We start from the raw sequence: 22,149 nt of genomic DNA on the forward strand, positions 1-22,149 counted from the left end.
ATTTACCTATTTTCTGAATTCAACAGTAATTGCATCAAATCCAAATCTGCAGAATGAGTTACTTTAAAGTTGCGGGTTGCACCTTCAATTAGCAATGGCTTTACTCCCGTTAATTCCATAGCGCTCGCCTCATCGGTAACATCAGCCTCCAATCGAATCGCATCTTGTAAAGCATCATGTAACTCCTTCAGGCCAAACATTTGCGGTGTTTGTGCCTGCCATAAATGCTCACGTGAAATTGTTTTTTCTACGTGCGGCATATTTCCAGCGATCGCTAAATCAAGATCAGCCCGCTTTAAGGTATCGGCCAAACGAACTGCTAATAAACCGCCGACATCTGAACCTTGAACGGAAGTAATTAACTTTTTAATTAGATCTGGCGTGATACCTGGTCTGGCTGCATCGTGCACCAAGATCCAATCATCAGGAGATATACCAGACGTCAGTTGTGCTGCCAAAGTATTGCGAACTGTCTCTTGGCGGGTAGAGCCGCCAGTAGGTAAAAAATGAATGGGCTTGCTTCCCTTTGCAAGGCTTTTCAAAATGGGGTTATCGATAAACCCTGGCGATACGCCAATCCAGATAGATTCAATCAGCGGGGATTGCATGTAGGCTTCTATGGCGTAAGCAAGCATTGGTCTGCCCGCTAGTTCCTGGAATTGTTTTGGTAAATCACCGCCCAAGCGGGATCCAGTGCCCGCTGTTGGCAGGAGAGCGTGACATTTCTTTACGGATTGATTTCCTAAGCCCATACCTGATTCTATAATGAGCACAGATGTCTGATGCATTAAATCTAGTACCCCCCATACCCGCCCCGCGGGCTGGGCAGCGCTTTACCTTTTCAGGACTAGTCGGCTCAGCTGATGCAGCCCTGATAGCGCAAACCGCTTTGCGCTATCGCAAGGATTTCTCAGTCATGGTGATATTTTGTGCCCAAGCACAAGAAGCTCAGCGACTTTTAGAAGAAATCCCTGCTTTTGGACCTCAACTAAAAACCCGTCTGTTGCCTGACTGGGAAATTCTTCCTTACGATCATTTTTCCCCTCACCAGGACTTAGTCTCTGAGCGTTTAGCCACCTTATATGAATTACTCAATGGCAGTTGCGATATTGTTTTAGTACCAGTGACTACTGCTTTGCAAAGATTAGGTCCGCCAGACTTCTTATCGGGGCATACCTTCTTTTTTCGTCAAGGCGATAAACTGAATGAAGCAGCTCTAAAGCTTCAACTTCAACAAGCAGGTTACGATCCAGTAAGCGCAGTCATGCGACCTGGTGAATACAGTATTCGTGGCGGTCTTATTGATTTATTTCCAATGGGCTCTAGCCTGCCTTATCGCCTAGATTTATTTGGGGATGAAATTGAGCAGATCCGCTCCTTTGATCCTGATACGCAAAGAAGTCTTTATCCCGTTAAAGAAGTGCGTCTACTGCCAGGTCATGAATTCCCATTCAATGATGAGGCACGCACCGCCTTCAGAGGCCGGTGGCGCGAAGTCTTTGAGGGCGACCCGACCCGTTGCTCTATTTATAAAGATGCCAACTTAGGCATCCCCAGTGCAGGCATAGAATCCTATCTGCCGATGTTCTTCAAGGAGCAATCTAGCGTCTTTGATTACTTCCCAAGATCGGGTGATCCAGTTTGGATTCTCAGTACTGGTGATGTTGAAGATGCTATACGGGGGTTTTGGAAAGACACACTCCCGCGCTATGAATTTCTCAAGCATGATCTTGATCGCCCTATTCTTCCTCCGAAAGAGCTCTTTCTCGATGTGGATGAATTCTTCAAGGCGGCAAAACCACACGCACGCTTAGTGCTAGAAAAAGAGACTTCTTCAGCCGCCCAGTTTCTCCAGGTGCCTGATGTTGCTGTTCATCGCAAAGACGCTGATCCAGTAAGTGGTTTACGTAAATTCGTTGAAAACGAAAAAGTCCGCATTCTAATTTGTAGTGATAGTGCTGGGCGTAAGGAGTCGATCCGACAGTTGTTTGAAGAAAGCAATTCAGTTGCTGGGCAGAATGGTAAGCCCCTCTATCAACTTCAGCCTGAGGGCTTCGATACGGTTGCTGATTTTATCAAGAGCGAATCCCAATTCGGCTTAACCACTGCCCCACTTTTTAATGGCTTCTCTTGGCCAGCCCAAAACCTCATTATCGTCACCGAGGCAGAGTTATTCACTTCGACAGCAAGGCAAAGACGTAAAGGAAAGGAATCGGAGAGCGCTGATCCTGACATGCTCTTTAAGGATCTGTCTGAACTTAAGATTGGCGACCCAGTGGTTCATGCTGAACATGGCATTGGTCGTTACCAAGGCTTAGTCCTCCTCAATGTAGCTCCACCCAAGGATGCCCCTATTTTTGAGGAGTTTCTTCATCTTCAGTATGCTGGTGAAGCTACTTTGTACGTGCCAGTTCAGCAATTACAAATGGTTACCCGCTATGCTGGATCAGATCCTGATTCTGCACCACTGCATCAACTTGGTTCTGGTCAATGGGATAAGGCTAAACGTAAAGCTGCTCAGCAAATACGCGATACTGCCGCTGAATTACTAAGTCTCTATGCCGCAAGAGCGATTCGCAAAGGGCATGCCTTTGAGTTTTCTGCTCATGACTACGCCGCTTTCTCAGAGAGCTTTGGTTTTGAAGAAACACCTGATCAGGCTAATGCTATTGCTGCGGTGATTGGCGACATGACGAGCGGTACGCCAATGGATCGCCTGGTTTGTGGTGATGTTGGTTTCGGTAAAACAGAAGTTGCTCTGCGCGCGAGCTTTGTGGCTGTCATGGGCGGTAAACAAGTAGCCATACTGGCGCCCACTACCTTGTTAGCCGAACAACATGTTGCAACTTGGAAAGATCGTTTTGCAGATTGGCCTGTGCGCATTGTAGAACTTTCACGCTTTAAGACCGCTAAGGAAATTACTGCGGCATTAGAGGCGATTGCTAAGGGCGAAGCGGACATCATTATCGGTACCCACAAGCTATTGTCTAAGGAAACACAATTCGCCAATCTTGGTTTGGTGATTGTGGATGAGGAACATCGCTTTGGAGTCCGCCAAAAGGATGCCCTGAAAGCCTTGCGTGCTGAAGTCGACATCCTGACTCTGACTGCCACTCCAATTCCAAGAACATTGGGAATGGCGATGGAGGGCTTACGCGAGTTCTCCATTATTGCTACAGCTCCTCAGAAGCGGCTGGCTATTAAAACCTTTGTGCGTCGCGAAGGTGATGGCGTCATTCGTGAGGCAGTACTTCGAGAAATCAAACGTGGTGGCCAAGTCTATTTCCTACACAATGAAGTAGAAACTATTCAGAATCGAAAGCATGCATTACAAGAGTTGATTCCTGAGGCAAGTATTAGTGTTGCTCACGGTCAAATGCATGAGCGCGAACTGGAGTCGGTGATGCGCGAGTTCGTTACCCAGCGCACCAATATTCTGCTATGTACTACGATTATTGAAACAGGGATTGATGTACCAACCGCCAATACCATCATCATGCATCGCGCTGATAAGTTTGGCTTAGCGCAATTACATCAACTCCGTGGTCGCGTCGGCCGCTCGCATCACCAGGCCTACGCTTACCTCATGGTTCCTGATCCGGAAGCCTTAAGTAAGCAGGCACAGTTACGCCTCAATGCGATTCAGGCTATGGAAGAACTTGGTTCTGGCTTTTACCTAGCCATGCATGACTTAGAGATTCGGGGAGCTGGTGAAGTCCTGGGTGACAAGCAGTCTGGCGAGATTCATGAAATTGGCTTTCAGCTCTATACAGAAATGCTCAATAGAGCTGTCAAATCCTTGCGCAGCGGAAAAGAGCCCGATTTACTCTCGCCTTTGCAAGCAACTACGGATGTCAATCTAGGCGTTCCTGCCCTTCTTCCAAATGACTACTGCCCCGATGTCCATGAGCGCCTCTCTTTATATAAACGTTTTGCAGGTACTAATGATTTTTCAGAGTTAATGGGTCTTCGTGAAGAATTGGTCGATCGCTTTGGAGATCTACCAGATCAAGCCAAGTCCTTTTATGAAACCCATCGTCTACGCTTAGAAATGACTGGGTTTGGCATTAAGAAAATTGATGCGACACCGGCATCTATACAGATTCAATTTATCCCTAATCCACCGATTGATCCTATGAAAATTATTCAATTAATACAAAGCTCAAAACATATTCAGCTCAATGGGCAAGATAAGCTCAAAGTACTCCCCCAGAAGAAGCGGGAATTTGAGAAGCTAGATCAACGTTTAGATTCGATTCGACAGATCCTAAGACGCCTGAACGAATCAGCAGTACTCAGCACTGCAAAAGCCAGTTAATCATTGCTATTATTAAAGCCATGTCTAAGCTAAGTCTCATTGTCCTATCGAGAGAGCCAATTCACGAAAAGTTGGTCTTTGAGCTCAAAGACCGGGCAATCATGTTTGGAGTCACACTTCACACTGTTGGTGGCCAGATATCAAATGGCGCTTACTATTCGGAGCGTTGGGAATGTAATCAGCGGCTAGACACTACTCAGAGAGAAAATCTGCGCACTATCGCAGCACAATTTAATAGTGATCTCTGCATTTTAGATGTTGATCTTCCGCCTAGCGATATTAAAGTACTCGCAATGGATATGGATTCGACTCTCATCAATATTGAATGTATTGATGAGATAGCAGATTTCACAGGAAAAAAAGCAGCTGTCGCACAAATCACTGAAGCTACTATGCGTGGTGAGATCAAAGACTTTCAAGAGAGCCTGCGGCGTCGTGTTGCATTGCTTGAGGGTGTTTCAGCCGACGCGCTTGAAGCAGTATATCGGGAGCGCTTACAACCAAATCCAGGAGCTGCAGAGCTCTTAGCAGGTGCCAATGAGCGTGGACTCTATACACTATTAGTATCTGGTGGTTTTACTTTCTACACTGAAAAACTCCGCCAGCAACTTGGGTTCAAGCAGGCGCAAGCAAACACCCTTGAAATCATCGACGATAAGCTCACCGGCAAAGTACTTGGAGATATTGTGGATGGTGCAGCTAAGGCAGCTTATCTTGATGAAGCTTGTCGTCTACTAGGGTGTACTAAAGCCAATGCAATGACAATCGGTGATGGTGCAAACGATCTCATCATGATGAATGGATCTGGTATTAGCATTGCCTATAAAGCAAAACCGATCGTCAAAGAAAAAGCCGACGCGGCTTTTGACCGAGTCGGCTTGGATGCTGCTTTACTACTGATTTCTTAGTAAGACGATTACATCCGTTCGAAAATAGTCGCAATACCTTGACCGCCACCGATACACATGGTTACTAGAGCGTATTTGCCTTGCACGCGCTGCAGTTCATGGATGGCTTTGGTGGCAATTGCCGCGCCTGAACATCCAATAGGGTGACCCAAAGCGATCGCGCCACCATTGACGTTGGTTTTAGCGGGATCTAAGCCTAAACCTTTCATTACCGCTAAAGCTTGCGCAGCAAATGCTTCATTCGATTCGATCACATCTATTTGCTCTAGCTTCAGACCAGCACGCTCTAAGGCAAGCTTGCTTGCGGGAATCGGGCCTTCGCCCATGATGTGGTTCGGTACGCCAGCAACTGCATAAGAAACTAAACGAGCTATTGGCTTATGACCAGCTTTCTTGGCTGTTTCTGCATCAGCCAAGACAAAGAAGGCTGCGCCATCATTAATACCAGAGGCATTACCTGCAGTAACAGAGCCACCTTCTTTTTTGAACACGGCCTTCATCTTGCCAAGAGTTTCCATAGTGGTATCTGGCTTGCAATGCTCATCAGTATCAAAGACAACGTCGCCCTTACGAGATTTAATCGTGATTGGAACGATTTGTGACTTAAAGCGGCCTTCTTTAATAGCATGAGCAGCGCGACGATGAGACTCCACCGCGAAAGCGTCCTGCTCTTCACGAGTCAGCTTCCATTTTTCAACAAGGTTCTCGGCAGTGACACCCATGTGCCCAACGCCAAACGGATCAGTCAATACGGCGACCATCAAGTCGAGCATCTTGGTATCGCCCATTCGTGCGCCGCTGCGCAATGCAGGAGAGCCGTACATGCCGCGTGACATCACTTCAACGCCACCGCCCACACCGTAATCGCAATCACCCAGCATAATTTGCTGCGCAGTAGTCACAATCGCTTGTAAGCCAGAGCTGCATAAACGGTTGAGCGACATTGCTACAGATTCCATCGGTAAGCCAGCCTGAATTGCAGCTACACGAGCAACGTAAGCGTAACGACTATCCGTTGGAATCGTGTTTCCAACTGTGACGTAATTCACTAATGCAGGATCAACGCCAGATCGAGCAACGGCCTCTTTCATCACAATACCGCCCAGCTCTGACGGCTCCAAGCTACTCAGTGAGCCATTAAAGGCGCCAATAGCAGAACGAACTGCACTTAAAACCACGACATCACGACTCATAACAATCCCCTTAGCTGAGCCCACAAATAGGCTTAATTATTAATACGACATTCATTTTTATTACTTTTTTCAAGTTTCCGCTACTAGATCATGCCCTTGTGAGCTGATCACCGTAGCACGAATAATCTCCCCTGCGCGATAGCGTTTTGAAGGCTTGCTAGCGGGCAAAACCCTCACCAAACCATCAATTTCAGGGGCATCACCAATAGTTCTGCCAATCCCACCGGATTCATCAACCCGATCGATTAGGACTTGGACTCTTTTGCCAATTTTTTTCGAAAGACGCAAAATCGAGATTTCCTCTGCTTTAGCCATGAAACGGGCACGACGTTCTTCACGAATAGCATCAGGAACAGGGCTTTCTAATTGATTTGCAGTAGCACCTTCCACTGGTGAATAGGCAAAGCAACCTGCGCGATCAATTTGGGCCTCGTTCAGGAAGTTCAGTAAATACTCAAACTCTGTTTCTGTCTCCCCCGGAAATCCAGCAATAAAAGTACTGCGAATGACTAAATCTGGGCAAGCGGCGCGCCAAGCCAAAATGCGCTCTAAGTTTTTCTCACCACTTGCGGGGCGCTTCATTCGTTTGAGAACATCTGGATGGGCATGTTGCAGTGGAATATCTAAATACGGAAGCACTCCATATCCATGTTCAGCAAACTCTGCCATCAAAGGCAAGACGTCATCTACGTGCGGATAAGGATAAACGTAATGTAGTCTTACCCAAGCTTGATGCTCACGCGCAATTTGATTTAATGCGTTTACCAAATCAAACATCCGTGTCTTCACTGGCTTGCCGTCCCAAAAGCCAGTTCGGTATTGGATATCGACACCATATGCACTAGTGTCTTGAGAGACAACTAATAATTCTTTAACGCCGGATTCAAATAAGCGCTTTGCTTCTAATAGCACCTCGCCAATCGGCCTGGATACCAAATCTCCACGAAGACTAGGAATGATGCAAAAAGTACAACGATGGTTGCAGCCTTCAGAAATTTTCAAATAAGCGTAGTGCTTTGGTGTCAGCTTGATTTCTATTGGAGGAACCAAGTCTACAAATGGATCATGTGGTTTTGGTAAATGCAGATGAATCGCCTGCATCACCTCATCAGTGGCGTGAGGCCCTGTAACTGCCAGGACTTTAGGATGAATACTCTGAATGAGATCACTGCCATCAGCATTCTTTTTAGCCCCCAAGCAGCCAGTCACGATGACTTTGCCGTTTTCAGCAAGTGCCTCTCCAATAGCAGCAAGGCTTTCCTCTACTGCTGAATCTATAAAACCACAGGTATTGACCACAACGAGATCTGCACCTGAATAATCTTTTGCAGTCTCGTAACCTTCCGCACTAAGTTGCGTCAGGATAAGCTCAGAGTCAACGAGCGCCTTAGGGCAGCCTAAGGATACAAAGCCGATTTTTCCAGCCACAACTATTCTTTTTCAGACTTAGTGGGCTGGGGGGTAAATGGAAAATTACCAAAGAGATTTTGTGAGCTCTGGAGTTGCTCTTGCATCTTCACAAATAGATCTTTGCTTTGCTCCATGTAATTTCCCATCAAGCCTTGCATCAGGGGATTTTGGAGATTCATCATTTGAGACCAAGCTTCGGGTGTACTGCCTGCCCCGAGACCTTTAGTCTGATCGCCCAGCTTATTGTGAATATCCACAAATGATTGCATGGTCTTTTCGAGATAATTACCCATCAAGCCTTGCATGGAGTTGCCATAGAAGCGAATGATTTGAGAAAGCATTTGTGAAGAAAATACTGGGGCACCACCAGCTTCTTCTTCTAGAATTATTTGCAGCAAAATATTGCGTGTCAGATCTTCGTCCGTTTTTGCGTCGATGACTTTAAACACCTCGTTAGCCATCACTAAGCCCTTGATGTCAGACAAAGTGACATAAGTACTTGTCTGGGTGTCGTAGAGACGACGATTGGGATATTTCTTAATGAGTCGGTCTTCGCCAGCTCGCTTTGTACGGGTAACCATTATTTTCCTTACTGAATACTGCAACGCAACATCAGCTTAGTTTATCTCTAGACTGAAGTAAAGATAAATAAGCCGTGTTGCGCTTACTTGCTAAATAAATGCTGCACTGCAGTATTAGCCAGTATGAATGCCGCCGTTTAGTGAGAAGTCCGCTCCGGTTGCATAGCCACCATCATCGGAGGCAATCCAACAGCAAATAGAAGCAATCTCTTCGGGGGTGCCTAAACGCTTTACTGGAATACCGGCAACGATCTTCTCGAGGACATCTTCACGAATGGCTTTAACCATATCGGTGCCAATATAGCCAGGCGAGACCGTATTGACAGTAACGCCCTTGGTAGCAACTTCTTGCGCTAAGGCCATCGTAAAGCCGTGTAAGCCTGCTTTAGCGGTGGAATAGTTTGCTTGACCAAACTGACCTTTTTGACCGTTGACAGAAGAAATATTAATGACTCGGCCCCAGTTGTTCTCAACCATACCTTCGATCACTTGCTTGGTAACGTTAAACAATGAATTGAGGTTGGTATCAATGACGGCCTTCCATGCCTCTGGCGTCATCTTGCGGAAAACGCTATCCCGCGTAATGCCTGCATTATTGACCAATACATCAACGCGACCTACCTCAGCTTTAACTTTGTCTAAGGCTGCAACTGTACTGTCCCAATCGGACACATTGCCCTCAGAGGCGATAAAGTCATAGCCCAAAGCTTTTTGCTCACCAAGCCAACGATCCTTACGCGGTGAATTTGGACCACAACCAGCAATCACCTTAAATCCATCTTTTGCTAAACGTTGGCAGATGGCGGTACCGATTCCACCCATTCCACCAGTAACATACGCGACTTTTTGAGACATTACATTCCCCTTTAAAAAACTTCGTTCATTGTTGCTGATCTAACTTCCTTGAGCTGCTTTTTCTTTTACATACACCCCGGGTGCAGCTTCCATTTTTTTGTACTTTGCATTACCAAAGCTTTTGCTGGCAGGTTTTTTCTTGCCGCCAAATTGTTCTAGCCACTGCGTGTAATTAGGCCACCAGCTACCAGTAATTTGCTTTGCACCTTCGAGCCACTCATTAGCCGTTGCTGCAATCTGATTATTTTCAAAGTAATAGCGCTTATTCTTTGCAGGTGGGTTGATGACTCCTGCAATATGACCAGAAGCACCAAGTACAAAACGATTCTTACCCTTCAGCAAGTGCGTTGACTCGTAAGCGGACTGCCACGGGACAATATGGTCCTCTTGTGAAGCATATATATAAGCAGGACACTTGATCTTACCCAAATCGATCTTTTCGCCACAAATCGTAAGCTTGCCTGGTTTAACCAAGTCATTCTGTAGATATGTGTGGCGTAAGTACCAGCAAAACATATTGCCTGGCAAATTCGTTGAATCGCCATTCCAATAAAGCAAATCAAATGGTGGCGGTGAATTACCCTTGAGGTAATTTTCAACAACATAGTTCCACACTAAATCATTCGGGCGCAAGAACGAAAAGGTATTGCCTAGATCTAAGCCAGACATCATTCCATATTTAGCACCCTTACTATCCTTGCCGCCCTTACCGCCAATAGTTTTCTCACGCATCTCGACCATAGCTTCGTCGATGAAGACATCCAAAATACCGGTGTTCGTGAAGTCTAGCAAGGTTGTAAATAAGGTCAAGCTAGCTACTGGGTGTTCATTGCGAGCCGCAAGCACTGCTAAAGCTGATGTCGTTAGTGTGCCGCCAACACAAAAACCTAGCGCATTAATCTGCTTTGTGTTGCCAATCTCCTTGACCACTTCAATTGCTTTAATGACACCCTTACCTACATAGTCATCCCAACTGACCTGCGCCATTGAGGCATCTGGATTTTTCCAAGAGACCAAGAACACGGTATGTCCTTGGGAAACCATGTGGCGGACCACGGAGTTATTAGGCTGAAGATCCAAGATGTAATACTTATTAATACACGGAGGCACCATGAGATACGGACGCTCAAAGACCGTTTCTGTCAGTGGTGTGTATTGAATGAGTTCAAATAGCTCATTTCTAAATACAACATGCCCTTCTGTCGTGGCAATATTTTTTCCAACCTCAAAAGCACTCTCATCGGTTTGAGAAACTTTGCCCTTCTTCATATCACCAAGCAGATTCGCAATTCCTTTTTGAATTGACTGCCCTTGGGTGCTAATAATGTTTTCTAGAACTTCTGGATTGGTTGCAATGAAATTCGATGGTGAGAGTGCATCGATCATTTGCTCGGTTGTAAACAAAATTTTCTGTTTAGTCTTGTCATCCGTCTCCACTGCTTGAGCCAAAGACATGAGATGTTTTGAGTTCAACAAATACGTTGCTGCAATCACTTTGCTCCAAGAAGAATGCCAAGCCTTACCAGCAAAGCGCCGATCTTTCACTTCAATCGCTTCAGGATTTGTCGCAATATGGGCTAACTCTGCAAAATATTCTTTTTGAATTTCCGCTAAACGCTCTGATGGAATCATCGCCATATGATGCGGCGCCAAAGATGGTGTTGCACTGGGATTCATGCCTGCAAACATAGTGCTCTCGTCAATTAGTTAAGTTCATTCTCGGTCTATAAGGTATATTAGGTTATACGCAATAACCCTAGCCGTAGGGCTAGGCTAGTGTTTACCCTCAGGAATGGTATCTAGGAGGATATCCAGATGAGCGAGGCGAATCGCCCAGTAACCCCGTCACGGCGATAGGAGAAAAACTGCCCCTGATCCAAAACTGTGCACAAGTCGCCACCAAAGGTGGACTCTACTCCAGCCCTTTTAAGCCGATCTCGTGCCAACTGATAAAGATCAGCCAAATACTTTCCAGGCCTATTGGATATGGGTAAAAAGCATTGCTTCATATCATGTAGTCCGCATTCCTGAAAGCGCCCCACTACGTCTTCGCCGACTTCAAAAGATTCTGGACCAATGGCCGGCCCCATCCATGCAATGATATTAGCCGCGCTCGATTGATGGGATAGCTTGAGCATTTCACTTACCGTGTTTTCTAATACGCCATCACATAAACCACGCCATCCGGCATGAGCGGCACCAATAACTGTGCCATCAGCATTGGAAAGTAGTACCGGCAGACAATCAGCCGTCATGATCGCTAAGACTTCATCTGGAATATTGGTCACCGCAGCATCGGCCTCATAAGGTTTGCTAGAAAACTGAGTGCGAGTGTCTGGGGTGCTCACTTGAATACGATGAGTTTGCTTTAACCAAATAGGCTCTGCGGGAACATATGCTCTAAGCAATTGACGATTAGCAATCACCCTCGCAGGGTCATCTCCAACATGATCCCCAAGGTTGAGGGTGTCATATGGCGAGTGACTGACACCACCTTGTCTTGTCGTCACTAGGGCATGAATAGCACCTGGAGCCGGCCATGTTGGTTTAATGGCATTCATGACTGATAGTCATTCTGAGGGGATGCTAGCAAAGCCTCTTCTTTTGGCAATACTTCTTCGCTCATGCCAACTTGCAGTAACAGCTCCATCAAATCAGGAGGTGGCAGGCGAAACCAAGTCATCCACTCTTGACTGATTGGATGTTGCAGACTTAAGGCATAGGCGTGTAAGGCTTGGCGTTCAAACAGCAGTGCCTTTGCTGCCCCCGGAGTTTTTTTGCGGTAAACAGGATCACCTAGAAGAGGAAAGCCAAGGGATTCCAAGTGAACGCGGATTTGGTGTGTGCGCCCGGTTTCTAAGCGACACTCCAATAAAGCAAGAGGGGCCTCACTAAAGCTTCCCTTTGCTAAGCGACGAAATAGAGTAGCTGCAGGCTTTCCTTGTGCGTTACCAGCAGCCATGCGAAGACGATCACGCTGATCTCTGCCAACAGTTGCTAGCACTTTGCCTTGATTTGGTGCGTCACCCCAAACCCAAGCTAAATATCGACGACCTACAGTTCGCTCTTGAAGCTGTCTTACCAAAGACGTTTGAGCTTGAGCAGTTCGAGCAACCACCATTAATCCCGAGGTGTCTTTGTCCAAGCGATGAACAATCCCAGCTCTAGGTAATAACTTCAGCTCTGGATAACGAAATAAGAGCCCGTTTAATAGGGTGCCTGACCAATTTCCAGCGGCTGGATGAACTACTAGCCCGGCCTGCTTATTAATCACGATGAGGGATTGGTCCTCATAAACAACATCCAAGGGGATATCTTCCGGACTAAAGGCAAATTGCTCTGGCATCTCCTGCGGAAAGACCTTGATGCTCTCACCACCATGCAGTAAATAGCGGGCTTTAGTCACTTTCCCGTCAACCATGACAGCCCCCGACTCGACCCAGGCCTTGAGTCGATTGCGAGAATAATCTGGCAAAGACCCTGCTAGGACCTTGTCGAGCCTCTCCCCTGCCATCTCTAAAGGGATATCTAGGGAGATGAAATCCTCTTCATCGATATAATCAACAGGATTCGAATCAGGAGTTTGCGGCAATGCCACGCTTAAAGAGCCTTTCAGTTATGTCCGACGTAATATCAGACGCCAGTTTAAGGCTTGCTGGGAATCCTGCCCCACAAAAAAAGTCCCTTATTTCAAATACCAGCCCAATCGCCCTGCTTTTACTCATATTGACGGTAGCACTATTTTTGAGTGGATGCGCAGGCAGCGATGGTCAAAAAGACGATACTGATATTTGGTCAGAGGCAAAGCTATATTCGGAAGCAACTGAGAAGTTAAATGATGGTGACTTTGTTAAGTGCGGAAAATATTTTGACAAGCTAGAGGCACGCTTTCCATTTGGACCCTATTCACAGCAAGCACAAATTAATACTGCTTATTGCTACTGGAAGGGGCAGGAACAAGCTCAAGCTTTAGTTGCTATTGACCGCTTCATCAAGCTTCATCAAGGAAGCCCAAGCTTAGATTATGCCTACTATCTTAGAGGCCTCATTACGTTCAATGATGATTTGGGGTGGCTCGGTAAATTTACGGGTCAAGATTTAAGTGAGCGAGATCCACAGGCAGCCAAGGATGCATTTGAGTCCTTCAAAATCGTTGCTGAGCGCTTCCCTAATAGTAAATACGCTCCGGACGCTTTAGATCGCATGCGCTATATCGTCAACTCATTGGCTGAAGCGGATGTGCTTGTGGCGCGTTACTACTATCAACGTGGAGCCTACTTGGCTTCGGCCAATCGTGCGCAGCTCGTTATTCGAGACTATGATCGCGCTCCTGCAGTAGAGGAAGCGCTCTATATCCTCTATAAATCCTACCAAAAATTAGGTATGGCTGATCTGAGCAACGATACAGCCCGAGTCTTTAAACTCAACTTTCCGGATAGCGTCATGCTAGAGACTGGACAGCGAGTGCAAAAAGAACGCAAATGGTGGCAGTTCTGGAATAAGTAAGACTTCGTTCACCATCTTTACTTAACCACAACAGGTACGCGCGGAGCTACAGCGCACAGCAGCTCATAGCCGATGGTGTCGCTCATTTGTGCAACATCATCTACCGGCACTTTATCGCCCCAAAGTTCAACAGTACTGCCAATTTTTGCATCGGGTGCATTACGCAAATCAATACTCAGCATATCCATAGATACACGGCCGACGATAGGGCAAACTACCCCACCATCCTGAGTACCACCGCTGACCCAAACTGGTGTGCCATCTTTGGCATGACGAGGGTATCCATCGGCATAGCCGCAAGCCACAATACCAATTCTCATGGTTTCGGGTGCTTCAAAGCGTCCGCCATAGCCAACGCGATCTCCTTTATCTAATACTTGGATATCAATGATTTCACTCTCTAACTGCATTACTGCCTTTAAGTGTGAGTTCTTGATATCTGCAAATAGCCCAGTAGGCGATGCGCCGTAAAGCATGATTCCCGGTCTCACCCAATCTCCAAGAGCATTGCGATGCCACAATATGGCTGCAGAATTGGCCAATGACGTAGGAGCCTCTAAACCCTCAATCGTGTCGTTAAATAGTTCCAATTGACTGCCCACTGTTGGCAAGCGATCAACTTGATCTGCATTTGCAAAATGCGTCATGTGATGCATTTTGTTCCCAGCAGCATGTAGGCGATGGAATGCTGTTCTATAGGCCTCAGGTTTTAAGCCTAAGCGATTCATGCCAGTATTCATTTTCAGAAAAATATTAAATGGCTTATGGGCCACGTACTTTTCTAGCCACTGAACTTGCATCTCGCAGTGCACAACCAAGTCACACGACAACTTCTCTGCCAAGGACATTTCATTTTCATGAAATAACCCTTCTAAAAGTAGGATTCGTCCTTGCCAGCAAGCATCCCTCAATCGCTGGGCATTTTGCATATTTAGCAGCGCAAAACCATCTGTGGATGCCAAACCTTTCAAAGCTGCCTCAAAAGTGTGGCCATAGGCACCGGATTTCACAACGGCCCAAATTTTGGACTCTGGAGCAAGTTCCCGAACTCTGTTTAAATTATGTCGAAAGGCATCAATGTGAATAGATGCCAAAATTGGCCTATTTATTAAGCCGATACCAAAACCGCCCATATTCACCCCTCCTTTCGTGTTTTAATGGATTCAATGACTAGATTGTACGAATGAACCGTAGTTTTTACACCATTATGGCGGCGCAATTTTTTTCGTCGCTTGCTGATAACGCATTGCTGATCGCAGCAATTGCCCTTTTGGCCCAGCTTCATGCTCCGGCCTGGATGACCCCTTTACTCAAATTATTCTTTGTTTTGTCCTATGTAGTGCTGGCAGCCTTCGTAGGCGCCTTTGCAGACTCCCGCCCCAAGGGAAATGTCATGTTTATTACCAATACGATCAAATTTGTAGGTTGCGTCGTAATGTTGTTCGGAAGCCACCCATTACTGTCTTATGCCATCGTGGGCCTTGGGGCTGCCGCATATTCTCCAGCCAAATACGGCATTCTGACTGAATTACTTCCCCCAGAAAAACTGGTAGCTGCCAATGGCTGGATCGAAGGCCTTACCGTGGGCTCAATCATTTTAGGCACTGTTTTAGGCGGCGTCTTGATTAGTAGCACAGTATCTGGGAGCCTCTTGGCATTAGATGTGCCAACGATAGATACGGGTATTGATACTCCTGCAGAGTCTGCCATCCTGATCATCATGATGATTTACATCATCGCTGCACTCATTAATCTCACGATTCCAGATACTGGGGCACGCTATGTTGTGCAAAAGGCCAACCCTATTGAGCTGATCAAAGATTTTTCTGTTTGCTTTAAAACTTTATGGAATGATCGCTTAGGTCAAATTTCCTTAGCTGTAACGACCTTGTTTTGGGGCGCCGGTGCTACTTTGCAATTTATTGTGATTAAGTGGGCCCAGGTTGCTTTGCATATGAATCTATCCCAGAGCGCCATTCTGCAAGCCATATCAGCCATTGGGGTTGCTGGCGGCGCCGTTTGGGCTGCTTCACGCGTTCCGCTTCGCAACTCATTAAAAGTGCTCCCTTATGGCATCGCTATGGGTCTCGTGGTTTGTGTGATGGCCGTCTACAACTCTCATATGCTGCCTGATATAACCGTGATGACAATCGGCAAGATGGAAGTCAGCCTGAATTTATTACCCGCTTATTTCTTGCTCATTGTGGTTGGTTGGCTTGCAGGATATTTTGTGGTGCCAATGAACGCTCTACTACAGCATCGTGGTCACGTTTTGATGTCTGCTGGCCACTCCATTGCCGTTCAAAACTTCAATGAGAATATTTCAGTACTGATGATGCTGGCAATGTATTCGATATTGATCTGGTTTGATGTTCCAATACCTTACGTCATTATTGGCTTTGGATTAGCTGTTAGCATCATCATGTGGCTTGTAATTAAGCGTCATGCAAAGAACCAATCTGAATATGACTCTATGCACCTGATCGGTGAACATAAGCATTAAATATTTTGTAGTACAGACTTCGCTAATAAAAGATCCTGCCAGAGCAATGCCTTATCTTTTGGCTTTGCAATTAGTTGAGCAAGATCAAATGAAGCAATCACCGGAATTTCTTCATCAGAACCATTGTTTAATGCCAGAATCGTTTCGCGCAGTTGCGGTAATGCATCTCGCTCGCCAGTAATTTTCTGAGCAACCGCGCCACCAAAGGCAAACCCCACCACTGGCAAACCATTTTCTGGAGCTTTGAGCTGACTCAAATCATCGCTAGTGTTTTTCCATGACCACTCTTGGCGGCCTAAACCTAAAGCTCGAATCATATTCTGAAAGAGAGCCTGTGCTTCTCCCTGTGGTTGCGCCCCAAAGAACCACCAATAGCCTTGGGAAATTTTTTCAACCTTCTCCACGCTATTCAATGCGGCATCCTGAGAAGCTACTTGAGGGCTCTCGGATGGTGATGACGCATCGCTATCCCTGGCTGACCATTGGGTGATGCCCATTTCTTTTAAGAAGGCAGTTTGTGTATTAGTCATAACTCTAGCTTAATCGATTTAGCCATCACGAGGGCATCCTCCCTGTTTCCTAATTGGGGGTCGGCTGGATAGTAGTTTTTACGTACGCCAATTTGCTCGTAGCCCAGTTTTTGGTACAAGGCGACTGCAGCAGTATTAGATGGTCTGACTTCTAGAATGATTCTAGGCATCTTTTGTTGGGCTGCAACGCCTTCAATTGCCGCCATCATTCTGGAAGCCAATCCAAGCTGGCGCAGTTTTGGCGAAACTGTGATGTTGAGCAAATGGAGTTCATCTACAGCGGGAAAGAGAATGCAATAGGCCCACAAGATGTCTGGATCTAAATACGAGCCTTTGACGGCTTGATCTACTTGTGGACGAATGCAATAGGCCCAGTGGCCTGCTGCTAGAGAGTCTGTGAAGTTGCCTTTGGTCCAAGGATGAAAATGGGACACTGCTTCAATTGCTAGAACAGCATCCAAATCTGCAGCCTGCATTGGCAGAAAAGAAAGTTCAGCAATACTCTCAGACATTACTTGAAAGCCTCCAGACGCTCTTGTGTTGTGAGTGCTACTTTGTCCCGAACGTACAACGGCTCGAGCTCCCTTACGCTGATTTGCCGACCTTCTTTAATCGCCTGCTTTGCAAAGTCTAAGATGCCCAAGGCACTTAAGTGGATTTCGGTATCCAGAGCATTAGATGATAGCGACGTCTTTGACTTTGAAAATAATCGATCGCTGTAGGCTGTCAGGGCGCTACCTGCTAAAAAGGAAATATCGGTGAGATCTAATTCTTCTGGTTTTGATAAATGAATATCGCCAATACGTTTTGGTAGATATTGTTTCTGACTGGCAGACTCATATTTAGCCCAGTAGATTTCATCCATACGGGCATCGATAGCGATAGCAAAGTTTCTTGGTTTAATTAGTTCAAAGTCATGTGTTTTGCATAATTGCGCTGCAATGGCATCCACACTGGCAACTGGCACTATCGGCAGATCACAAGAAATAGCCAAACCTTGTACAGCCGCTACACCAAGCCTAACACCTGTAAATGCTCCTGGGCCAATGCCAACAGCAATAGCATCAAGCTCGTTGAGTTTGATGTTCGCTTGCTGCAGAAGAGCTTGCACCCAGGGTAAGACCAGCTGGCTAGCGCCAGCCGATACCAACTCATGTCGGAGAATGGGTACTTCATCGTCTAAAGATAAAGCCACCGAACACCAAGCTGTTGATGTGTCGATGGCTAATATGCGCGTCAATTTGAGCTCTTTTTAGTTTGTTTGGTAGGTCAAATTATGAACCCAATTCTGCAATCACCTCAGGAGGAGCTTGAACAAGCTCAATTAAGACCCCCTCCCCACCAATGGGGAACTCATCGTTCCCTTTGGGGTGAACAAAAGTGATGTCATATCCAGCTGCACCTTTACGTATTCCACCAGGAGCAAAGCGTAGACCATTCGCGGATAACCACTCAACTGCTTTAGGTAGATCGTCTACCCATAACCCAATATGATTTAACGGAGTTTGGTGTACTGCAGGCTTCTTTTGAATATCAAAGGGCTGCATCAGGTCTAGCTCAATCTCATGAGACCCCTTGCCGATTGCGCAAATGTCTTCATCCACGTTTTCACGCTCAGAGACAAAGGTGCTTTTGTATTCAAAACCTAGCATATCGACCCATAACTTCTTAAGGCGTTCTTTACTTTCGCCGCCAATAGCGATTTGTTGAATGCCCAAAATTTTGAATGGCTTAGCTGACATCACCTCTCCTTATTCAAAGCGGATGATCAACTGATCTACTGCTAAGCTATCACCTTCTCTAGCGCATATCTCTGAAACGACACCATCTTGTAATGCTGAAATCGTATTCTCCATTTTCATAGCTTCAATCGATGCCAGTTTTTGACCAGCCGTTACAGCATCACCAACCTTAACAGCTATTTTTGTCAGTAGACCAGGCATCGGTGACATCACTAATTTGGAGGTATCAGGTGGCAGCTTAACTGGCATGCGCCTCTGTAACTCAGCGCCTAGCGGGCTTAGTACCATGCACTCAAAGTGAGCTCCGTCAAGAGTTAGCAGGTGTCTCACGCCCCGTCGTTCAACTTGTGCGGTCACTTTATGGATACCATTCATGGTGGCATGAAGGCAAATTTGTCCCGGACGCCAATGACTTACTATGTCATAGCGGCTGACACCATCAGGCTCGTCGATATACACCGAATAGATGCCATCTTTTAACTCAACACGAATAGGCACCTCAACAGGATCATTCATAGACCCTGATTTTTTACCAGTGACCACAACAAACTTCTTGGCAATGATCATTTCATGACCAGCCAACTGACCATCAATCATTTTGATGTGCTCTAGATAGCGATAGCGCATAAATGCAGCCAATGCGGCCAAGCGCTTGGGATCGCTTGGTTGGACAGAGTCTTTTTTAAAGCCCTCTGGATATTCTTCTGCAATAAAGCCGGTTGTGAAATCACCACTCACAAAACGGGGATGCTGCAATAAGGCTGCTTGAAAAGGAATGTTTGAATGAATGCCGCGAATCACAAAGTCATTTAGAGCCGAACGCATTTTCTCAATCGCTTCTGAACGGTCCTTGCCGTGAACGATCAATTTTGCAATCATCGAGTCGTAATACATGGGGATCTCACCGCCCTCGTATACGCCCGTATCTACTCGTACACCGTTTACCGACTCAGGTGGTCGATATTTCACCAGGCGACCAGTAGATGGCAAAAAGTTGCGGAATGGATCATCTGCATTAATACGACATTCCATTGACCAACCATCTAATTTCACATCCTCTTGTTTAAAGGCGAGCTTTTCACCAGCGGCTACACGGATCATTTGCTCAACCAGGTCAAGACCCGTAATCGATTCAGTTACCGGATGCTCAACCTGTAGACGTGTATTCATCTCCAGGAAGTAAAAAGACTTATCTTTGCCAACTACGAATTCCACTGTGCCGGCAGATTGATAATTGACCACTTTAGCCAAGGCAACTGCTTGTTTGCCCATTGCCTTACGGGTTGTAGGATCGATAAATGGTGAAGGTGCCTCTTCAATGACCTTCTGATGACGGCGTTGAATCGAGCAGTCACGCTCATTTAAATACACCACGTTGCCATGAGAGTCGCCTAAAACCTGAATTTCAATATGGCGCGGACCTTCAACAAACTTCTCGATGAAGATGCGATCATCCCCGAAGCTGCTCATCGCCTCAGTTTTACAAGCAGCGAAACCTTCGGCAGTTTCTTTATCATTAAATGCAACACGCAACCCCTTACCGCCACCGCCAGCCGATGCTTTGATCATGACTGGATAACCGATACCTTGGGCTATCTTGACCGCTTCATCGCTACTTGCAATCGCCTCGTTATGGCCTGGAATCGTATTGACCTTAGCCTCGATTGCCAACTTCTTTGAGGCAATTTTGTCGCCCATGGCAGCAATCGATTGGTATTTGGGACCAATAAAAACGATGCCCTCTTCTTCACAACGCCGAGCAAACTGTTCGTTCTCAGATAAAAAGCCATAGCCGGGGTGAACTGCTTGTGCCCCAGTATCTTTACAAGCTTGAATGATACGATCAATCACTAGATACGATTCTCTGGAAGGCGCAGGTCCAATGCAAACGGCCTCATCTGCTAATTGAACATGACGGGCTTCCTGATCGGCTTCTGAGTAAACAGCAACCGTCTTAATACCCATCTTCTTCGCGGTACTCATTACACGGCATGCGATCTCACCGCGGTTGGCAATAAGGATTTTCGTAAACATTTTTGTAGTCATGATTTGTCGCGCCTTTACAGGGGAATATTGCCGTGTTTACGCGCAGGATTCTTTAACTCTTTATCTTTCAACATCGCCAAAGAGCGAGCGATACGTTTGCGGGTTTCGTGCGGCAAAATTACATCATCAATATAGCCACGACGTCCTGCCACAAATGGGTTTGCAAATTTGGCCTTGTATTCAGCTTCACGGGCTGCAATTTTCTCTAGATCCGATTTTTCTTCGCGGAAGATAATTTCTACTGCACCTTTTGGGCCCATTACCGCGATCTCTGCGGATGGCCATGCAAAGTTCACATCGCCACGTAAATGCTTGGATGCCATCACGTCATAGGCACCACCATAGGCCTTACGCGTAATCAATGTGACTTTAGGCACGGTGCAATCTGCGTAGGCATAGAGTAATTTAGCGCCGTGTCTAATGATGCCGCCATACTCTTGAGCAGTACCTGGCATAAATCCTGGCACATCCACTAAAGTTACTACCGGTATATTAAAAGCATCACAGAAACGCACAAAACGCGCAGCCTTAATTGAAGCCTTAATATCGAGACAACCAGCTAACACCAAGGGCTGATTAGCAACGATACCAATCGAGCGGCCTTCCATGCGCCCAAAGCCAATCACAATGTTTTTGGCGTAATCAGGTTGAAGCTCAAAGAACTCTCCATCATCCACAATCTTTGCAATCAGCTCCTTCATGTCATAAGGTTGATTTGGATTGGATGGAACGAGCGTATCTAATGAAAAATCAGGCTCTTCAGTGCGATTAGCGCCTTTAATAAGTGGGGGTTTTTCGCGGTTCGATAACGGTAGATAGTTAAAGAAGCGGCGCAGCATCATGATGGCATCAACATCGTTATCAAAGGCTAAATCACAAACGCCAGAGACGGTGGAATGTGTAACTGCACCACCCAACTCTTCTGAGGTGACATCCTCATGCGTTACTGTCTTGACCACTTCTGGGCCGGTAACGAACATATAGGAGCTATCTTTAACCATGAAAATGAAATCCGTTAGCGCTGGCGAATACACAGCACCGCCTGCACACGGCCCCATGATTAAGGAGATCTGCGGTATCACACCTGAGGCGGTCACATTGCGTTGAAAGATTTCTGCATAGCCACCCAAAGAAGCAACGCCCTCTTGAATGCGCGCACCACCTGAGTCATTTAATCCAATCACAGGGGCGCCTACCTTCAGGGCTTGATCCATGATCTTGCAAATCTTTTCAGCATGAGCTTCTGACAAAGACCCGCCTAATACTGTGAAGTCTTGGGAAAACACAAACACAAGACGGCCATTAATCATGCCGTAACCAGTCACTACACCGTCACCTGGAACAGTTTGATCAGCCATTCCAAAATCATGACAACGATGCTCAACAAACATATCCCACTCTTCAAAAGTGCCTGCATCGAGTAAGAGTTCAATGCGTTCACGGGCAGTGAGTTTGCCCTTCGCATGCTGAGCGGCAATACGCTTTTGCCCACCACCTAATCGGGCAAGCTCACGTTTGGCCTCGAGCTGTTGAATGATTTCCTTCATGTGCTGCTCC

19 protein-coding genes are annotated in these 22,149 nt (G+C 46.4%); 4 read left to right on the forward strand and 15 right to left on the reverse strand.

From position 1 onward, the window contains the following. Positions 1-2: 2 nt before the first annotated feature. The gene (ispD, locus tag CBI31_RS09305; protein ID WP_088526198.1) at positions 3-752 is read right to left on the reverse strand and encodes a 2-C-methyl-D-erythritol 4-phosphate cytidylyltransferase; all 750 of its coding nucleotides are present in this window, start codon (positions 750-752) and stop codon (positions 3-5) included. A 23-nt stretch (positions 753-775) separates the two neighbouring features. Here ispD and mfd point away from each other — a divergent pair, with 23 nt between their 5' ends. Together mfd and serB are read left to right on the forward strand one after the other, a co-directional pair. Next, positions 776-4,318: a transcription-repair coupling factor gene (gene mfd, locus CBI31_RS09310; RefSeq protein WP_088526132.1), complete on the forward strand. Its 3,543-nt coding sequence runs from the start codon at positions 776-778 to the stop codon at positions 4,316-4,318. A gap of 20 nt (positions 4,319-4,338) precedes the next feature. Beyond that, positions 4,339-5,226 (forward strand): phosphoserine phosphatase SerB, encoded by an 888-nt coding sequence (gene serB, locus CBI31_RS09315; RefSeq protein ID WP_088526133.1) that lies wholly within the window; start codon positions 4,339-4,341, stop codon positions 5,224-5,226. Between the two features lie 8 nt (positions 5,227-5,234). Here the strand turns inward: serB and CBI31_RS09320 are convergent, their stop codons facing one another. The 7 genes from CBI31_RS09320 to CBI31_RS09350 form a co-directional block, all read right to left on the reverse strand. Further along, positions 5,235-6,419, reverse strand: a complete 1,185-nt coding sequence (locus CBI31_RS09320; protein ID WP_088526134.1) for an acetyl-CoA C-acyltransferase family protein — start codon at positions 6,417-6,419, stop codon at positions 5,235-5,237. Between the two features lie 69 nt (positions 6,420-6,488). Next, positions 6,489-7,847 carry a 30S ribosomal protein S12 methylthiotransferase RimO gene (gene rimO / locus CBI31_RS09325; protein ID WP_088526135.1) on the reverse strand — a complete coding sequence of 453 codons (1,359 nt, stop codon included), beginning with the start codon at positions 7,845-7,847 and terminating at the stop codon, positions 6,489-6,491. Between the two features lie 2 nt (positions 7,848-7,849). After that, positions 7,850-8,410 (reverse strand): polyhydroxyalkanoate synthesis repressor PhaR, encoded by a 561-nt coding sequence (gene phaR / locus CBI31_RS09330; RefSeq protein WP_088526136.1) that lies wholly within the window; start codon positions 8,408-8,410, stop codon positions 7,850-7,852. 114 nt (positions 8,411-8,524) lie between these two features. Next, positions 8,525-9,265, reverse strand: a complete 741-nt coding sequence (locus CBI31_RS09335) for a 3-ketoacyl-ACP reductase (protein WP_088526137.1) — start codon at positions 9,263-9,265, stop codon at positions 8,525-8,527. 39 nt (positions 9,266-9,304) lie between these two features. Beyond that, positions 9,305-10,954, reverse strand: coding sequence for a class I poly(R)-hydroxyalkanoic acid synthase (gene phaC, locus CBI31_RS09340; protein WP_088526138.1), 1,650 nt, complete (start codon positions 10,952-10,954; stop codon positions 9,305-9,307). Between the two features lie 110 nt (positions 10,955-11,064). Beyond that, positions 11,065-11,826, reverse strand: coding sequence for a peptidoglycan editing factor PgeF (gene pgeF, locus CBI31_RS09345; RefSeq protein ID WP_088526139.1), 762 nt, complete (start codon positions 11,824-11,826; stop codon positions 11,065-11,067). Beyond that, positions 11,823-12,863, reverse strand: coding sequence for an RluA family pseudouridine synthase (locus CBI31_RS09350; protein ID WP_206075488.1), 1,041 nt, complete (start codon positions 12,861-12,863; stop codon positions 11,823-11,825). The genes pgeF and CBI31_RS09350 overlap by 4 nt, the downstream gene beginning before the upstream one ends. A gap of 20 nt (positions 12,864-12,883) precedes the next feature. On the opposite strand from CBI31_RS09350, the gene CBI31_RS09355 reads away from it, so the two are divergent. Continuing rightward, positions 12,884-13,771 (forward strand): outer membrane protein assembly factor BamD, encoded by an 888-nt coding sequence (locus CBI31_RS09355; RefSeq protein WP_088526200.1) that lies wholly within the window; start codon positions 12,884-12,886, stop codon positions 13,769-13,771. Positions 13,772-13,788: 17 nt separating this feature from the next. Here the strand turns inward: CBI31_RS09355 and alr are convergent, their stop codons facing one another. Continuing rightward, positions 13,789-14,880, reverse strand: coding sequence for an alanine racemase (gene alr, locus CBI31_RS09360; protein ID WP_088526201.1), 1,092 nt, complete (start codon positions 14,878-14,880; stop codon positions 13,789-13,791). Between the two features lie 74 nt (positions 14,881-14,954). Between alr and lplT the strand changes: the two genes are divergently transcribed. Then, on the forward strand, positions 14,955-16,274 hold the full coding sequence (gene lplT, locus CBI31_RS09365) for a lysophospholipid transporter LplT (RefSeq protein WP_088526140.1): 1,320 nt from the start codon (positions 14,955-14,957) through the stop codon (positions 16,272-16,274). Here the strand turns inward: lplT and CBI31_RS09370 are convergent. From CBI31_RS09370 to CBI31_RS09395, 6 genes are read right to left on the reverse strand one after another with little or no spacing between them, the layout of a single operon-like run. Next, on the reverse strand, positions 16,271-16,804 hold the full coding sequence (locus CBI31_RS09370; RefSeq protein ID WP_088526141.1) for a DNA polymerase III subunit psi: 534 nt from the start codon (positions 16,802-16,804) through the stop codon (positions 16,271-16,273). The two genes, lplT and CBI31_RS09370, sit on opposite strands and share 4 nt — an antisense overlap. Beyond that, positions 16,801-17,316, reverse strand: a complete 516-nt coding sequence (gene rimI, locus CBI31_RS09375) for a ribosomal protein S18-alanine N-acetyltransferase (RefSeq protein ID WP_088526142.1) — start codon at positions 17,314-17,316, stop codon at positions 16,801-16,803. The genes CBI31_RS09370 and rimI overlap by 4 nt, the downstream gene beginning before the upstream one ends. Beyond that, positions 17,316-18,044, reverse strand: a complete 729-nt coding sequence (tsaB, locus tag CBI31_RS09380; RefSeq protein ID WP_088526143.1) for a tRNA (adenosine(37)-N6)-threonylcarbamoyltransferase complex dimerization subunit type 1 TsaB — start codon at positions 18,042-18,044, stop codon at positions 17,316-17,318. Before tsaB ends, rimI begins: the two co-directional genes overlap by 1 nt. Before the next feature lie 34 nt (positions 18,045-18,078). After that, on the reverse strand, positions 18,079-18,546 hold the full coding sequence (locus CBI31_RS09385) for a VOC family protein (protein ID WP_088526144.1): 468 nt from the start codon (positions 18,544-18,546) through the stop codon (positions 18,079-18,081). A gap of 9 nt (positions 18,547-18,555) precedes the next feature. Next, entirely contained in the window at positions 18,556-20,580 is a 2,025-nt protein-coding gene (accC, locus tag CBI31_RS09390) for an acetyl-CoA carboxylase biotin carboxylase subunit (protein WP_206075495.1), read from the reverse strand. Between the two features lie 26 nt (positions 20,581-20,606). Continuing rightward, entirely contained in the window at positions 20,607-22,139 is a 1,533-nt protein-coding gene (locus CBI31_RS09395) for an acyl-CoA carboxylase subunit beta (protein ID WP_088526202.1), read from the reverse strand. Positions 22,140-22,149 lie beyond the last annotated feature (10 nt).

This window comes from Polynucleobacter campilacus, assembly GCF_002206625.1.
GTDB lineage: Bacteria > Pseudomonadota > Gammaproteobacteria > Burkholderiales > Burkholderiaceae > Polynucleobacter > Polynucleobacter campilacus.

Bases quoted from the DNA above. Each gene is read 5' to 3' on its own strand.
- ispD (WP_088526198.1), bottom strand. From the start codon at position 752: ATGGGCTTAGGAAATCAATCCGTAAAGAAATGTCACGCTCTCCTGCCA.
- mfd (WP_088526132.1), top strand. From the start codon at position 776: ATGTCTGATGCATTAAATCTAGTACCCCCCATACCCGCCCCGCGGGCT.
- serB (WP_088526133.1), top strand. From the start codon at position 4,339: ATGTCTAAGCTAAGTCTCATTGTCCTATCGAGAGAGCCAATTCACGAA.
- CBI31_RS09320 (WP_088526134.1), bottom strand. From the start codon at position 6,419: ATGAGTCGTGATGTCGTGGTTTTAAGTGCAGTTCGTTCTGCTATTGGC.
- phaR (WP_088526136.1), bottom strand. From the start codon at position 8,410: ATGGTTACCCGTACAAAGCGAGCTGGCGAAGACCGACTCATTAAGAAA.
- CBI31_RS09335 (WP_088526137.1), bottom strand. From the start codon at position 9,265: ATGTCTCAAAAAGTCGCGTATGTTACTGGTGGAATGGGTGGAATCGGT.
- phaC (WP_088526138.1), bottom strand. From the start codon at position 10,954: ATGTTTGCAGGCATGAATCCCAGTGCAACACCATCTTTGGCGCCGCAT.
- pgeF (WP_088526139.1), bottom strand. From the start codon at position 11,826: ATGAATGCCATTAAACCAACATGGCCGGCTCCAGGTGCTATTCATGCC.
- CBI31_RS09355 (WP_088526200.1), top strand. From the start codon at position 12,884: ATGTCCGACGTAATATCAGACGCCAGTTTAAGGCTTGCTGGGAATCCT.
- lplT (WP_088526140.1), top strand. From the start codon at position 14,955: ATGAACCGTAGTTTTTACACCATTATGGCGGCGCAATTTTTTTCGTCG.
- CBI31_RS09370 (WP_088526141.1), bottom strand. From the start codon at position 16,804: ATGACTAATACACAAACTGCCTTCTTAAAAGAAATGGGCATCACCCAA.
- rimI (WP_088526142.1), bottom strand. From the start codon at position 17,316: ATGTCTGAGAGTATTGCTGAACTTTCTTTTCTGCCAATGCAGGCTGCA.
- CBI31_RS09385 (WP_088526144.1), bottom strand. From the start codon at position 18,546: ATGTCAGCTAAGCCATTCAAAATTTTGGGCATTCAACAAATCGCTATT.
- accC (WP_206075495.1), bottom strand. From the start codon at position 20,580: ATGTTTACGAAAATCCTTATTGCCAACCGCGGTGAGATCGCATGCCGT.
- CBI31_RS09395 (WP_088526202.1), bottom strand. From the start codon at position 22,139: ATGAAGGAAATCATTCAACAGCTCGAGGCCAAACGTGAGCTTGCCCGA.